This is a genomic window from Paraburkholderia aspalathi (assembly GCF_905220735.1).
Taxonomy (GTDB): domain Bacteria; phylum Pseudomonadota; class Gammaproteobacteria; order Burkholderiales; family Burkholderiaceae; genus Paraburkholderia; species Paraburkholderia aspalathi.
The window spans coordinates 201607-215954 of the sequence record NZ_CAJNBA010000007.1; the positions used below are offsets into that span (position 1 = coordinate 201607).

Here is a 14348-nt window from a genome sequence, read left to right on the forward strand (position 1 = left end):
AGCGGACCACGACCTTTAAGCGCCGTCGAGAAATTGCGCATTCAACTGCGCGCCTGAGGCAGCGTCGGCGAACCCATCGAAGCGTCCGTTGGCGAGCGATTGCGCTGCCCGCATGAAGCCACCCCATGCAGCCCGCGCGAGCGCCCCGCCGACGCTGACGCGCCGCACGCCGAGCGCGGCCAGGTCCTGCAGCGTAAGCGTGGACTGCGAGCCGATCAACACGTTCACTGGCCTGGGAGCAACGGCGGCAACGACGGTTTTGATCTGTTCGCGTGTCTGGATACCGGGGGCGTACAGACAATCCGCGCCGGCTGCCGCGTATGCCTTGAGCCGTGTCAACGTATCGTTCATGTCGGGCACCCCAACAAAGAAATTTTCCGCGCGACCAATCAGCAGCGTATCACCGCCGCTCTCGTCGATTGCCTGCCGTGCCGCTTCCAGCCGTTCGACGGCTACCTCTAGCGGGAACAGCGGGCTTTCGGCATTTCCGGTGGAGTCTTCGATGGAAAGGCCGGCGACTCCTGTTTCAATCGCCAGCTTTACGCTTTGGGCGACGTCGGCCGGATTATCTCCGAACCCGTTTTCAAAGTCGGCGTTCACTGGCAGATCGGTTGCCGCAACCATGTCGCGCAGATGCGCAAGAATGATCTCGCGCGTCACGTGATTGTCTGCGCGACCGGTCGACCACGCGAAACCGGAACTGGTGGTCGCAATCGCCTGGAAACCAAGGCTCGCGAGGTAGCGGGCGCTGCCCGTGTCCCAAGGATTTGGCAGCATGAAGCAGCCAGATGCATGCAGTGCGCGAAAGGCGGCGCGTTTTTCAGTAATGGTGCGTGACATGACGGGCTCCTGATAGCAGTTGGGAGCCGTTGCGGGCTCCCGGACACTTTCGGTTCAGCCGATCGCAACTTCGACGACCGGGAAATCGATCTCCGTCTCGAACGCGTTGTTGACGAAGTTCGTCAACAGGAATTGCGCGCTGAGTGCGATGATTTCGACGATATTGGCATTGGTGAAGCCCGCGGCTCGTACGGTGCGCAGATCGTCTTCGCTGACCTTGCCGTGCGTTTCCATCAGCTTCTTCGCAAACGCCACGGCTGCCGCGGTTTTCGGTGTGCCGGATTGACCCCTGCGATTAAGCTGGATTTCGTCGTCGTCGATATTCGCCAGGGTGCTTGCCACATACGAGTGCGCTGACAGACAGTACTGGCAACCGTTCACCTGCGAAACGGCAAGCGCGATGCCATCGCGTACTTTCGCGTCAAGCGTCTTCGCGAGCGCGCCCTGCAGGCCGGCCCATCCATTCAGCACGTTCGGGCTTAGCGCCATGATGCGGAACAGGTTGGGTGTCTTCATCAGTTGCTTCGTCACAGCGTCGACAACGGGTTGTGATGCGGCGGGAATTTGATCGTTGGTAGGAAGTGCAATGCGGGTCATGATGATTCTCCTGATCGAAAAAGGGAAGCGGTCTGCATCGAGTACGGCTGCGTTTGCATTGATGGAAAGTCTAGATGCAGACGTAGTGCAGAAAGTCCGGCAAACCGCGTCGAAAGTCCGCTTGTGTCGATCCGCGAAAGGCGTGGTGAGATCCAGAAAAAGAAATCGGCACCAGGTGTCGGCGCTTGCGCGCCGACACCTGGTGCCGATAGAGAGGGGGCGTTGCCTGTCGCGTTCAGGCAATTCCGCGTGCTGCCCGATCTTCCGTATCGAGCAGCAGGGCTTTGGTCGGGAGTCCGCCTGCGAAGCCGGTCAAGCTGCCCGACGAGCCGACCACGCGATGGCATGGCGTAACGATCGAAAGCGGATTGCGCCCGATTGCCGCGCCTACGGCCCGCACTGCCTCACGGTTGCCGATTCGCGTCGCGATGTCGCGGTAGGTGCGTCGCTCGCCGAACGGAATGTCGAGTAGCGCGTTCCACACGCGCTTCTGGAACGGCGTGCCTTCCATCGCGATATCGAGATCGAACTGCGTGCGCTCACCGGCGAAGAATTCGCGCAGTTGCCACTCAGCGTCGAGCAGCACCGGATTGTCGTCGGCCGGTTGCATCTCGCCCAGCTTCACGCAATTCCTGCGCTCGTTCTCCCACAGGATGGCGATCAGCTTGGTGTCGCGCGCAACGAGTTTGAGCTTGCCGACCGGCGAATCGGTGATCATGTATTCGAGAGCCATTACGAACCTCCTGTCCGTGGTTGGATGTTATCCAGTATGGACGGGAGGACGCCGCACGAAGTCCGTCAAAGCGTGCAAATCGTCCGGCTTTTCAGGCGTGTTCGGCGCTCGATCGATACTCGAGCGGGCCGGTGCCGAACACTTCGCGAAACGCCCGCACAAAGGTCCCACGGCTTGAGTAACCGACGTTACGCGCGACCTGATCGAGCGAGAGATCAGCGGTGCGCAACTGAGCGGCCGCCTGCCGCATGCGAATGTCGCGCAGCGCCTGCATTGGCGACTTGCCAAGGGCCGCTGAAAAGCGGGCCATGAAGGCGGACCGGCTCAGGAATGCGGCGTCGGCGAGGCTCGCGACGCTGTGTGGCGAGCCGGGGCGCGCGACCATATCCGCGAAGACCCGTGCGATCTGTGGGTCGCCGAGCAGCGCGAAGCGTTCGAGCCAAAGGGTGCTCGTTTTTAGCGAGCGGCGCACGAGTGCGACGATCACCTGTTTCAGCAACGCGCCGGACATGGCGCCTGCGCCGATCTCCTGGGCGACGAGCTCATCGAACGCGGTGCGTAGATAGAACTCGAGTCGGTCGGACGCCTCGAAGTGCTCGACGATTGGGGTCGACAGGGTTTCGAAAAGATTAATCGATGCGCCGAACGCCGCATTGAAATAACCGCAGATCATTACGGTCATTGGCTCGGAGGTGCCAGCGCGAAACCGGCTGATCGAATCGACAACCCGCTTGTGTTCACGCCCGGGAACCAGGATCGACGCGATGCCGGCCTTGCTGGCGGGTACTTCGAGCTTCAGCGCGTGGCGGGGTGGCACGATTAGCAGCGTGTGCGGCCTTAGCTGTACCGGTTCCGCGCCGGCGATGTGCAGCAGGCCTTCGCCGGACAGGATGTAGTGGATGCCGGGTGCTTCGTTGCCGTCCAGTTCCAGCACGAAGCCCTGACTGACGAGGCATTCGGACAATCCAAGTACCCGGATCTCAAGTGCGCTGATCAGCTCGTCCAGATCGGCTGGAGACATACGAGGCGCAGGGATAGGCGTTGCGACGGGCATTCGTATCGGGAGTATTGGGAGGCGAAAAGATCACTCGATGATCAATAACGACACACGATTCTCGCACATTACACATAGACGAAGACTTGTGGCCGCTCTTCGACCCCAAGCCGCCATTGCCTTGGTCTACCGGAATGGCCGCTAGGGGTCGAACCGCGCCGCTCAAAGTCACTTTGCTGGGTCTTCCCTAACGGCGATAGCCAAGGGGTGGAATGGCAGGCGCAAGGCCCGTCAGATATGGATTCCGCCCTTTGCGGTAGCAGATCTGTAGCACACGAAACTTCCCCTCATAGAGCATTAATCGCCGATGCTGACGCTGCTCGCAAGGTCGTATAGTGCAGCCCGGTGCTCATACCTGCCAACATCGACAGGTAGTTCCGATGCACTGCCTGCGCCATCATTCATATGATCATTGCGAGCGTACCGTAGAACACCTCTTGCGTTCCGTGCAATCAAGGCATCACCGCTGCGCATCCAATTCCAACCCGCAGCGGCGTAAAAGGCCAAGAATCGGCTTCTTCGCAATGACTACCTTCCGAAGGGCGACAGCGAGGCGACGAACCATGACATCCAGCAGACTCGAGCAAATGCAGGTCAATCTCACGTTGGCCTATATCATCAACAACGCAGCAACCAACCGATTCGGGCACCAAATCCCGCATCCAACTGTCAGGCAGGTCAAAGAGATCATCGTGGATCGCCTGAACGGATCAAAAAAGACCCAGAACAATCGGTTCGAAATTGTTTGGGGGCCCGCCATCGTATTGGACCCCAATGGCTTTGCTGCCAATGTCACCGCGGTCTTGCAATTGGCAGGTACCAACGAGTATTCAGTTGTGACAAGCGGCACCGATTTCCAATCCACGCTTGATCTTCTAGGCGATTTTTCGTATAGCTCCCTTGAGCCGTTCAGCGCGTATGTGCCGAACTGCCCGTCGGACGCACGCATATCGGCGGGTACAAACGGAGCGCTGTTCAACGTATTGGGGAAGGCTGATTCAAGCGAGAAAAAGCTCGCCGACTTCCTGAGGACTGTGCAACCGTCATCGGTAATCAACGTTATCGGGCACAGCCTCGGAGGAGCGCTAGCATCCGCGATTGTGTTGTACCTGAAGAGTCAGAGCGGCTTGCAGACTCACACGTACCACTGCCAGACGTTTGCCGGCCCGACAGCAGGCAACGATGTGTTCGCCGACTATTTCAACGAGCAAATGCGAGCCAATGCGGTACGCATATTCAATTCGCGAGATATCGTGCCGATGGCATGGAATGCAGACAGCATTCTGAATGTGAAAACCGTATACAGTGACGCCAACATTCCGACCCCGTTGGATATGAAGCTTAAGGTCGATGCGGTCAGCTTTGCTACAAGTCCTCTGAAATACACCCAATGGGGAACGTCCGATCCTTCAGGACCCGTGACGCCTGTGATGCAGTACAAGCTTGACGGGAAGGTGAATAAAGATATCGGAAAGACTGGTACAGATGATTCGAAATTCCAGGCGCAGGTTGGCTATCAGCATATCTTCGAATACATTACCTGCCTGGATATGGCTCTTACTGACATAGACATCCCCGGGCCGGGCGCCGGGGACGCGAAATGAGTCTCCAATGAATCGGTGACGGCCGCGCACGCGTTGGTCAATGAGGCACGGTGCCTGTGGCCGTTGGCGCGCACAGGCTATCGCCGATCAGCGAACGGCCGCAATGGCCTTGGTACCTTTGCAACAATTCCGAAGCGTGCACTTTGAGCTTAAACCAGAGCCGTATCGTTGAATCGGAGACTCTTCCGTTTCGATCAATACACTAGCTAAGCGAGGAGTGAAATGATTTTGAAAGAAGGTTACGCGACTATACTTAGTCACGACAATACGCTGCAATTCGCAATAGATCGCCAGATAGTAGGCCAGCAAACTAAAACATCGCCGCTAATATCGTATCCCACGAGCAACGGAAATCCTGCTGAATTATTCCATGTAGTTCATGATTCAGAAAACGGTGCGATTTATAATATTTTATCCCATGGCAATGAATACCTCGGAATCGTGGGCGATCTTTGGCCTATTAACGGAAAGAATATGGGCGGGATATTAATCGCTTGCGGCGTTAGTTTTGCAGAGAGAGCATACTTCATGCTGCTAGATGACAATACATTATCGATTACACCAGGACCAGTTCGACAACGCGCTGCGGCGGCCTGGACCGATTTTGTCACTATCACGGGCGTGCATAACGCTGGCGATACAATTGACTTTAACTTCAATTATTCAAGTTGATTAGCAGGAATGTAATGATGCGAGCTTGACACCAGCGAATTGCCTTGTTGGGAATTTATTAGAATGCACCCCGCCTACCGGTCGGTGTCAGGGCCTTGGCTAATTCACTGGCGGATTCAGTGGAAAGGTGGCCGGCGGAAATGCGCGAACATCATTCCGGTCGCCCTGTCTTTTCCCGCACCACGAAGCACAGTCAAAGCAACTTTATGCCGCACGCGTCAGACGGCTGATTGCCCGCGACACACCCGTGTGGCATGCTGGACGCCGTTTTGTACGAGGAAAGGCTGACCATGGCACAGCCATCTACGCACCATCACCCCGCGACGCGGCACAAGCCGAAGCCACATGTGGCGCCGGCGTACGTGCAGCAATTCATAGATACACATCTGGCCGCTGCGCAGGAGATCCAGCGCAAGTACCAGGTGCCGGCAGGCGTCGTCATTGCCCAATCTGCACTTGAAAGCAACTGGGGAAGGTCCGTCGTCGGCAACGCCTATTTCGGCGTCAAGGGCCGCGCTCCGAGCGGCGACAGCACGACATTCACGACGCACGAAGTGATCAACGGCAAAGCCATCAAGATCGATGACGCCTTCCGTGCCTACGGCAGCTATGAAGATGCCGCCGACGACCATGCGCAGATGCTCCGAAACAACCCGCGCTTCCGGTCGTCGTTTCTCTACACCCGCAGTTCACAGTTCGCCAACGCGCTCGCCAGCAATGGCTATGCGACGGATCCGTCTTACGCAGTCAAACTCAACGCAATCATCCGTGCGCACAAGCTCGATCAATATGACGCGCCCAGGACCGAGCCATGATGCGCCGCGCAATCATCATTGCGGCGCTGATCGTCAGCACGCAGGCGTGCGCCGCCCAGCAGCCGGTGACGAATGACGACAACGCGGCCACCCGTGCGGCCGACATCACGCGTACCTACGGTCTCTCGAAAGACAAGACGGAGTGCCTGCTCTTCGATACCGCAGACAAGGGCGAATACTTTCTTGTTCGGGTACGCGAAAACCACACGGAAGCGTGCGGCGGTGTCGCTGGCGTCTCGCCTACACTGTTCTTCCTGAAGATCCGCAAGCGCGACGGCTACACGGTCACTACCGCTTACGACGGCGAGCGCTATTTGCCGCTCAAAACGCCCGCCAAGGACTGAGTCTCAAGGCCGCCGAAGCACAGTCAACGTAACCTGGTAACGGCACCGTGCGTATGGTGCATTTCATCGTCGTGAGCCGTGTGGCAAAGTGACTTTCGAACGCACCTTCCAAGCGCTGCGGGATGTAGTACTCGCTCGATTTCGGCTTCATGGCGCGGCCAAATTCGGCACGTGCCTCGCGATACTTTTGCCGACGTCGCCCAAGATGAAGTGACCGCGTCGGCAGCGCTCTGCCCCTTGTCGATCTCGACTTCTTTCTCCCGCGCCAAGGCCTCGTCAGCACCTTTCGTTTTGAACGTTTTTGCTATACTCTGCCCTCGCTTGCGTAGCTGGGCACGCGAGCGACTGCCTGCTGGCAGGATTGAAGCCACGTTTTATCCCCGTCGGAAACTGTAGCAGTGTCAGATCGCTTTCGGCGCTACAGGGTCAACTTGTAGCAGACGCTGCTATAAACTGGGATTCACAGGCTGTCACGGCGCTTCAGTTAGGAAGAAGCAGAAAGCCGAAAACGCCCATGGGATAAGACAGAAGCCGGTAACAACAAGGCTCCGGCTATCCCATTGCAGATATCCATCTCCCCGTAGTTCAATGGATAGAACAAGTGCCTCCTAAGCGCTAGATACAGGTTCGATTCCTGTCGGGGGGACCAAGCAAGCGATTCACAGCAGTTCACCACATCTCAGAAAGCCCCGTAGGCCTTGCGCTGCGGGGCTTTTTGCTGTCATTATCGAGTCACGACGCGTCATCAAATACCAGCGCGTTGGGGGCATCGGTGGGGAAATCACCATATGCCCCAAAACCCGATGCCCCCACACCATGCCCAAACAGATAGCCCCGCTCACCGAGATGCAAGTCCGCAAGGCCAAGCCGGCGGAAAAGTCCTATCGCCTCGCTGACGGCAAAGGACTCTATCTGGAGGTCATGCCCAACGGCTCCCGATACTGGCGCATGAAGTACCGCTTCGACGGCAAGGAAAAGCGCGCAGCCTTTGGCGTCTATCCGGAGGTAACTCTCGCTGAAGCAAGGAAGGCGTGTCTTGCCGCGCGCCAATTGCTGGCGGCCGGAACCGATCCGTCCGAACAGAAAAAGGAAGTGAAGCGTGCCCGGGCTCTGGAAGCTGTGTCGTCGTTCGAGGCCGTCGCTCGGGAATGGTTCGAGTCGCAGAAAGGCGGCTGGACGGAGGTCTATGCCGGCAAGGTGATTAACTCGCTTGAGGTCGACGCTTTCCCGAAGATCGGCGCCAGGCCGATCGCGGACATCGAAGCGCCGCACATGCTGGAAATCATGCGGGCAATTGAAGCCCGCGGAGTCCGGGAGACGGCGAAGCGGGTCCTGCAGCGTTCTCGTGCCGTCTTCCAGTACGGGATCATGACCGGTCGCTGCACCCGTAACCCGGCCGCCGACATCGACGCCGAGACAGTGCTCAGGAAGGGCCGCGGCGTGCAGCACATGGCGCGCGTGAAGCCCGCGGAGATTCCCCAACTGATGCGCGATATCGCCGCCTATCCCGGTGATCGGGTAACGCAGCTTGCTCTCCGCTTCATGGCGCTGACATTTGCTCGCACGAAGGAAATGATCAACGCCGAGTGGTCAGAGTTCGACGAGAAGGCCGCCGAATGGCGTGTACCCGCCGAGCGTATGAAGATGCGCGACCCTCATATCGTCCCTCTGTCGCGACAGGCACTGGAGGCGCTGGACGAACTCCGGCAGCTTAACGGCGGCCAGAAGCACGTCTTTTACAGCGTGCAGGGACGCAAACCAATCTCGAACAACACCATGCTGTTTGCGTTATACCGCATGGGCTACAAATCACGCATGACCGGCCACGGCTTCCGGGGATTGGCCGCGACGGTTTTGCGCGAGCTCGGCTATAGCCGCGACGTTGTCGACAGGCAGCTCGCGCACGCCGAGCGCAATCAGGTCACGGCGGCGTATGTGCACGCGGAGTATCTGCCGGAGCGCAGGAAGATGATGCAGCATTGGGCCGATTACCTCGTCGCCGCTGCAGCGTAGGCCTCCCGCCATCGAGGCAAACCGACCAGTCCGCGACTTACTAACTGGTCCCCGAAAGACGTAGAAAGGACGACCATGAAAACCATCGCGATTCTCTGGACTTTAGTACTCCTATCCGCCTGTGGCGGTGGTGGCGGCTCCGATAGCCCACCGCCGATGCCGAAATATGTTCCGTCTATTGGACCGCAACTGCGCCCGTGCGAAAGCACCGGTCCAACCGCGCCGCCGTGCCCGGCACCCGGTCAGCAATGAACGAGCGCGATGACGTCATCGGCGAAGGTACAACGCGGGCAAACGAACGGATGACCGTGCTCACACAGTTCCGGCAATGAAACTGTATGCGCGCACTCCTCTCCCGCAACAGGGGCATCCGCGCTCGTCCTATCCTGACGGTTCTTTACGCGTCACTGCCATTCAAAAATCTTTGCACGTCCCGGGCGAATCACCTAAGATCGAGGCATGAGTCGCGGGACTCGCAGTTATTCCCCGCGGACGAGTGGTGGCGTCCTGCCCACCATGCGCGGTGGTACGTCAGCGTTTCACATCCGCTGAAGCCCACCGGGAACGCGGCGTGACACTCTCATCGGACGGGAGCAGATGTGGCAATTCGTTGCCACTGCCTGCTCCCTTTTCATTTGTGGCGGCGTGGCAATCCTGTCAGGAGTTGTGCCATGCAAACCCGCCGCTTTCTTCGCAGACCCGAAGTCCTTAAAAAGACCGGGCTGAGCGCTTCCACCATCCAACGCCTCGAACGTGCCGGAAATTTTCCCGCGCGGCGCGTTCTGTCGCCGCATTGCGTGGCCTGGTTCGAGGACGAGCTGGACGCCTGGCTCGAGCAGCGGGCGCTTGTCGGAACGCCACAAGCTACGTCCGTACGCTCGCCCAGCACGTCTGTGACGAGCTCGGGGGGCTGATATGGCGCCGCGCCTCTACGCGACTGGCGACATCGTGGCCTCGATCCACAAAGCGAACGGGAGCTTCACGCATGTCGCAGCGAACGTCTCTCACGCATCGATCAAGCCGGTCCATTTCCGGGCGGACAACCTTAGCGTCGACCCTGTGTTCAGCTATGCCAACTGGGTGCCCGCGTCGTTTGCCCAGCTGGAGCGCTGGCGGGCAGCTGGCGGCGTGCTGCTCGATCGCAACGCGATGCCGGATTTGATCGGAGCCGGCGCTGCCGATGTTTTGCTTCTCATCGAAGCCCCGTTTACCCTCGAGCGGATAAAACGCGCGGTGCACGCGGCGCGTGAGCACGTCGTTCTCGCCCGGCCGCACACCTGGAGGATTCACGAGGAAGCGGTCGACCTGCAGGCACCGTCCGTGGAGACGTTACAGAAGATCTGGAAACAGTGCCGTGGGCAGCGGATGACGGATCTCGAACTGGCCAAAGCAACGGGAATACCGACGTCGCGCCTACAGTACATGCGTGCGAGGTTCAAGCCCGTCAGCGAATGGGACATCAAGCCACGACTGGCGCCGGAGAACCCTGCCTATCTGCCGGCGTGGGAGTGGATCGGAAACGGGCGCAGCAGCGTCCGTAAAGAGTTGCGCCTCAGCGGGCACCAGGCGGCTGTGAAAGAGATGGCCCGGCTGGGGCACATTGCGCTCGAGAAGCTGCACCGTTACCCAAGCGCCGAGCCGCGCTGGGACGTTCTGGAGCGGCGGCGTGCGGAGACGCTCGCGGAGCTCGCCGCGGTGCGCGCGCTCATCGAATCGATCCCCGACTATCTCGAGGCCTGAGGCGTGCGAGTACGCGTCAACAAAGCCTTCGCACCTTCTGGAAATAAACCGAGACTGTGCTCTGTAGCTATCTGGAGGTCCATTATGCCTACCGCTTTACATGAGGAAACGCAATCGCTGCCGCTCACCGGCTTGAGCCGCTGGGCACAGCTGAAACGTTTCCTGCCCGTCGGCTACGAACACTTTCGTCGCCTCGGCAAGGCGGGGTTGGCGCCACGGCCCAAACGGTTGAGCCACCGCTGCGCAGTCTATGAAAACGCCGAAATTCACCGCTGGCTCGCGGATCCTGCCGCCTATCGCGCTGATACCCAGAACACCGGAGAGTAACCCCATGCTCGCACTATCCACGCTTCACCAGCTCGCCATCGTGCCCGAGATGCTGTTCGCCGGAATTGCCCGTCAAGGGCCGCCGGAAACGCGTCCGCTCACCCCGTTCGGCTCTGAACATGAACTGCCCGTTCCAGCTGGAATGGTTGCCGTGGCTGCTGGCCTGAACGACGGCGACGAGACGCGCGTGCCGGTCCTTGCGTGCCGCGTCCAGCTTTTTGAGCAGTCGTCTCCGGACGGCCAGAACCGCAGTTACCGCGCAATGCCAGCACTCATCGGTGCCAACGGCGAGATCACGGAATACGACCACATCGTCTTCGCCGATGGCTCAACCGGCTTTCTCGACTTTCTTACGGACGATGAGCCGGATGAACTGCTACGCCGCGCGCAGGCCGGGAGAATGTTCGTAGATCCGGAAGAGGAGGAAGCCGAAAGACTCGATTGGGAGGAGCAGAACGATGCTTAAAACCGCCCGCACTGCACTCGCCAACGGACTCTACCACCTGATATCGCTTCTAAACCCTGGCATCCGCAACCACGATCACGAAGTCGAGGTCAGGAACGAAACTGATTGGGCGCACCCTAGTAGTCACGTAGTAGCCGCGCCGGCTGGCTCTATTGCGCTGGTAAAGGTTTTCGACGACGACGACGTCACCGCGATCGACCTGATGGTCGACCCGGTCATCGCGTTCGCGTTTGACCGATATCCACTGAAAACCACCACGATCAGGAATCTGCATGATCGGGATGTCTCTGATGGCTGGCTAACTGGCGACGAAATTGAGCCCGTAACGCTGTCCTGCGCTGACCGCACTGACATCGTGACGACCGCCGTCGTGCTTCCCGATGGCTCCGTCGCGTGTGGAGACGCTCAGTATGCGTCGCTTGTGGAATTGCTCGAAGAGAAGCGCAAGGCGATTCTTGCTGTGGAATAAGAAAAGGCCGCTTGCAAGGCGGCCCCGATCAAGGAAAACGATGTGTCGACAAACACAATGCTCAGTATAGCTGACGAGAATCTCGCCGCGCCGGATTTTCCCAGCACGAGTATCGCCGTAGGCTTCGGGCGTGGCAATCTCGGCATGGTAAAACCGACCTCCATGCCGTGGCGCGAGCTCGTTGCGAGGCTAACCACCCCCGTGGAGGTGGCAATCGCGCACGATGCGTATCTGTCGCTCTCAAAGGGTGAGCGGGACCGCCTGAAACAGCGCGATCCGTTCTTTCTCCCCGGCGTTTGCCGTGACGGGAAACGCGACGACGCGCACCTGGAATCGCGCAGCGCCGCGACGATCGACATCGACGAGCAGGGGTCCGATGTGTACGGGGCGCTGGCACTGGGCTGCATCGATGTCCCCTTTGCTTACGCGTGGCATACGACCCGCAGCCACACCGACACCGAGCCGCGCCTGCGCATCGTGGTGCCCTTCCGTCGGCCCGTTGCACCCGCCGAGTATCGCAAGCTCATCCCGCTCATCGCGGCGCAGTTTGCGGCGACGATCGATGCAGCAAGCGTGAAGCCGGCGCAGATGATGTTTCTGCCGGTGCAGAATCAGGGAGCGCCTTTCGAATCGGGATGGCAGGACCGGGATTTCATCGACGTAGACGTATTGCTGGCGGCGCCCGTCATTGATACTTCCGCTGGAGCGCCAGAGTCCAAACGCCCGGCGCCGGCATTGACCGCTCACGATGACGAACCGGGCGATGTGATCGAGCGCGAGATCCTGAACAATCCGTCCGACGAGACGCTGTCGGAAATCCGCAGCGCGGCGCTCTGGCTCGCGAAACGGGAAACGGGCTACAACGCATGGGAAACACGCGGCGAGAACCTAAAGCACCTTGGCGAAGCCGGCTTTGACATCTGGCTCGCCTACTCGACGGAACAGGATGACTTCGACCCTGACTGCGATTTCCGGGCGAAATGGGACAACGACATCAAGGGCGACCGGTCGGATTACCGCTCGGTCATCAAGGCGGCACAGAGCGTGGACTGGATCAATCCGAAGAGCCGCGCCGGCCGGGAAGCGGACTACGCAGCCAAGATCGACCGCACCGATCTGGGCAATGCGAACCTGCTCATGCAGCTCACGACGGGCGATCTGCGCCACGTCGCCGATATGAAGCTGTGGATCTTCTGGGATGGTGCCGCGTGGCTGCCTGACCCGCACGGGCATCACGCGAAGAAATGCGCAACCCGCGTGGCTGAGCATTACGCGCGTGAGGCCGCCGCGATCGAGCGGCAAGCCGCGAACACGGCGCTAACCGCTGGCGAACGCAAGCGGATCGAGAAGGCCGCGCAGGGCGTACGTGCGTGGGAAACGCAGTGCCGCAGCCGCCGCGGGAGGGAGAACATGCTAGCCGAGGCACAGGTGCAGCTCGCGCTCCGCGCCGCCGGGCTCGACGCCGATCCACTGCTTCTGGGTGTCGCCAATGGCGTCGTGGACCTTCGCACGGGCGCATTGCGACCGGCGGCGCGCGATGATCTGGTTACCAAGCGTTCGTCCGTCGAGTTTGTGCCCGGCGCGCGCTGTCCGCGATGGGAGCAGTTCATCACCGAGATCACGGCAGCGCCCGTTTCCCCGTTGATCCTTCCTGACGGAACCATCGATCGGACGACCGTTGGACGGTACCGTCCACGCCCAGCGCTTGCCGCCTACCTGAAGCGCATGTTGGGCTACGCGCTGACCGGCCTGACGCGTGAGCAGAAGCTTTTCGTGCTCACCGGCCCCGGATCCAACGGCAAGAGCGTGCTGGCGGATGTGGTGCGCAGGATCATGGGCGACTACGCCCGCGTGGTGGCAAGCGAATTCCTGATGGAGTCGCGCTACCAGAAAAGCGCGGACACTGCGTCGCCGGCGCTGGCGAGTCTTGTTGGCGCCCGCCTGGCGTTGAGCGGCGAAGGCCAGGACGGACAGACTTTCGACAGTGCGCTTATCAAGAGCCTGACGGGCGACGCGACGAAGTCTGCGCGCGTTCCGCACGGCCAGCTCTTCGAGTTCACGCTCACCCACAAGCACTTCCTGCTGACCAACCCTCGCCCGAACATCGCCCATCTTGACGCGGCGATCCGTGGACGTCTTCACCTGATGCCCTTCGACCGCCGCTGGAACCGGCCGGATGACGCCGAGTGGGATGCCGCACTGCCGGACGGCGACAAGGAGCTGATGACCTCGCTCCAGGCCGAGGAGCAGGGCATTCTCGCGTGGCTGGTCGCTGGTGCCGTCGAGTATCTGGCGGTCGGCCTCGCCGCACCGGACGAAGTCACCGGCACAACTCGCGATTACTTCAAGACGCAGGATCCGATCGCGCGATGGCTTGACCGGTACGAGCGCTGTGATGTGAAGGACGGAACAAAAGCGGCGGCGCTGTTTGATGAGTTTGATCAGTGGTGCCACGACGACCATGTGCGCGGCGCCCGCCCCGACAACTCGACGGAGTTTGCAAAGATTCTGGACAGGCGCGGGTTTGAATCGAAAAAGCGACGCGATGCTACGTACTGGGGGCTTCGTGTAAAAGCGCAGGAAACTACGGATTCAGAACTGGATTAACCATCGCATGGGCCTTGTCACCATCAAAGTGTGGCGGGTGTGGCGGGTAGTGCCGGGGTTTCTCATA

Annotated in this window: 15 protein-coding genes and 1 tRNA gene; 12 read left to right on the top strand and 4 right to left on the bottom strand. The window is 59.9% G+C overall.

Features of this window, described 5'->3' with window-relative positions; genetic code table 11:
- Positions 1–15 precede the first annotated feature (15 nt).
- From KHO30_RS31860 to KHO30_RS31875, 4 genes are all read right to left on the bottom strand, one after another.
- Positions 16–840, bottom strand: coding sequence for an isocitrate lyase/PEP mutase family protein (locus tag KHO30_RS31860; RefSeq protein ID WP_211703309.1), 825 nt, complete (start codon positions 838–840; stop codon positions 16–18).
- 54 nt (positions 841–894) lie between these two features.
- The gene (locus KHO30_RS31865; RefSeq protein ID WP_211703311.1) at positions 895–1437 is read right to left on the bottom strand and encodes a carboxymuconolactone decarboxylase family protein; all 543 of its coding nucleotides are present in this window, start codon (positions 1435–1437) and stop codon (positions 895–897) included.
- Between the two features lie 235 nt (positions 1438–1672).
- Positions 1673–2170, bottom strand: a complete 498-nt coding sequence (locus tag KHO30_RS31870; protein ID WP_211703312.1) for a methylated-DNA--[protein]-cysteine S-methyltransferase — start codon at positions 2168–2170, stop codon at positions 1673–1675.
- Positions 2171–2261: 91 nt separating this feature from the next.
- Positions 2262–3191, bottom strand: a complete 930-nt coding sequence (locus KHO30_RS31875) for an AraC family transcriptional regulator (protein ID WP_244864181.1) — start codon at positions 3189–3191, stop codon at positions 2262–2264.
- A 596-nt stretch (positions 3192–3787) separates the two neighbouring features.
- Between KHO30_RS31875 and KHO30_RS31880 the strand changes: the two genes are divergently transcribed.
- The 12 genes from KHO30_RS31880 to KHO30_RS31935 all read left to right on the top strand — a co-directional run bounded on the left by KHO30_RS31880 (position 3788) and on the right by KHO30_RS31935 (position 14281).
- Positions 3788–4828 carry a lipase family protein gene (locus KHO30_RS31880; RefSeq protein WP_211703314.1) on the top strand — a complete coding sequence of 347 codons (1041 nt, stop codon included), beginning with the start codon at positions 3788–3790 and terminating at the stop codon, positions 4826–4828.
- Between the two features lie 222 nt (positions 4829–5050).
- A complete protein-coding gene (locus tag KHO30_RS31885) occupies positions 5051–5500 on the top strand; it encodes a hypothetical protein (RefSeq protein ID WP_200654928.1) in 450 nt (149 codons plus the stop codon).
- Between the two features lie 254 nt (positions 5501–5754).
- The gene (locus KHO30_RS31890) at positions 5755–6315 is read left to right on the top strand and encodes a glycoside hydrolase family 73 protein (RefSeq protein ID WP_211703315.1); all 561 of its coding nucleotides are present in this window, start codon (positions 5755–5757) and stop codon (positions 6313–6315) included.
- Positions 6312–6659 carry a hypothetical protein gene (locus tag KHO30_RS31895; RefSeq protein WP_200654926.1) on the top strand — a complete coding sequence of 116 codons (348 nt, stop codon included), beginning with the start codon at positions 6312–6314 and terminating at the stop codon, positions 6657–6659. Before KHO30_RS31890 ends, KHO30_RS31895 begins: the two co-directional genes overlap by 4 nt.
- 574 nt (positions 6660–7233) lie before the next feature.
- Positions 7234–7308 (top strand) — tRNA-Arg (locus KHO30_RS31900).
- Positions 7309–7475: 167 nt separating this feature from the next.
- Entirely contained in the window at positions 7476–8672 is a 1197-nt protein-coding gene (locus tag KHO30_RS31905) for a tyrosine-type recombinase/integrase (RefSeq protein WP_211703316.1), read from the top strand.
- Between the two features lie 671 nt (positions 8673–9343).
- Entirely contained in the window at positions 9344–9586 is a 243-nt protein-coding gene (locus KHO30_RS39790) for a helix-turn-helix transcriptional regulator (protein WP_211703317.1), read from the top strand.
- Position 9587: 1 nt separating this feature from the next.
- Positions 9588–10412 carry a hypothetical protein gene (locus KHO30_RS31915; RefSeq protein WP_211703318.1) on the top strand — a complete coding sequence of 275 codons (825 nt, stop codon included), beginning with the start codon at positions 9588–9590 and terminating at the stop codon, positions 10410–10412.
- 84 nt (positions 10413–10496) lie between these two features.
- Positions 10497–10739: a helix-turn-helix transcriptional regulator gene (locus KHO30_RS31920; RefSeq protein WP_211703319.1), complete on the top strand. Its 243-nt coding sequence runs from the start codon at positions 10497–10499 to the stop codon at positions 10737–10739.
- Between the two features lie 4 nt (positions 10740–10743).
- Positions 10744–11205: a hypothetical protein gene (locus tag KHO30_RS31925; RefSeq protein WP_211703320.1), complete on the top strand. Its 462-nt coding sequence runs from the start codon at positions 10744–10746 to the stop codon at positions 11203–11205.
- A complete protein-coding gene (locus tag KHO30_RS31930; RefSeq protein ID WP_211703321.1) occupies positions 11198–11674 on the top strand; it encodes a hypothetical protein in 477 nt (158 codons plus the stop codon). The genes KHO30_RS31925 and KHO30_RS31930 overlap by 8 nt, the downstream gene beginning before the upstream one ends.
- 42 nt (positions 11675–11716) lie before the next feature.
- Entirely contained in the window at positions 11717–14281 is a 2565-nt protein-coding gene (locus KHO30_RS31935) for a DNA primase family protein (protein ID WP_211703322.1), read from the top strand.
- The last annotated feature ends 67 nt before the right edge of the window (positions 14282–14348 follow it).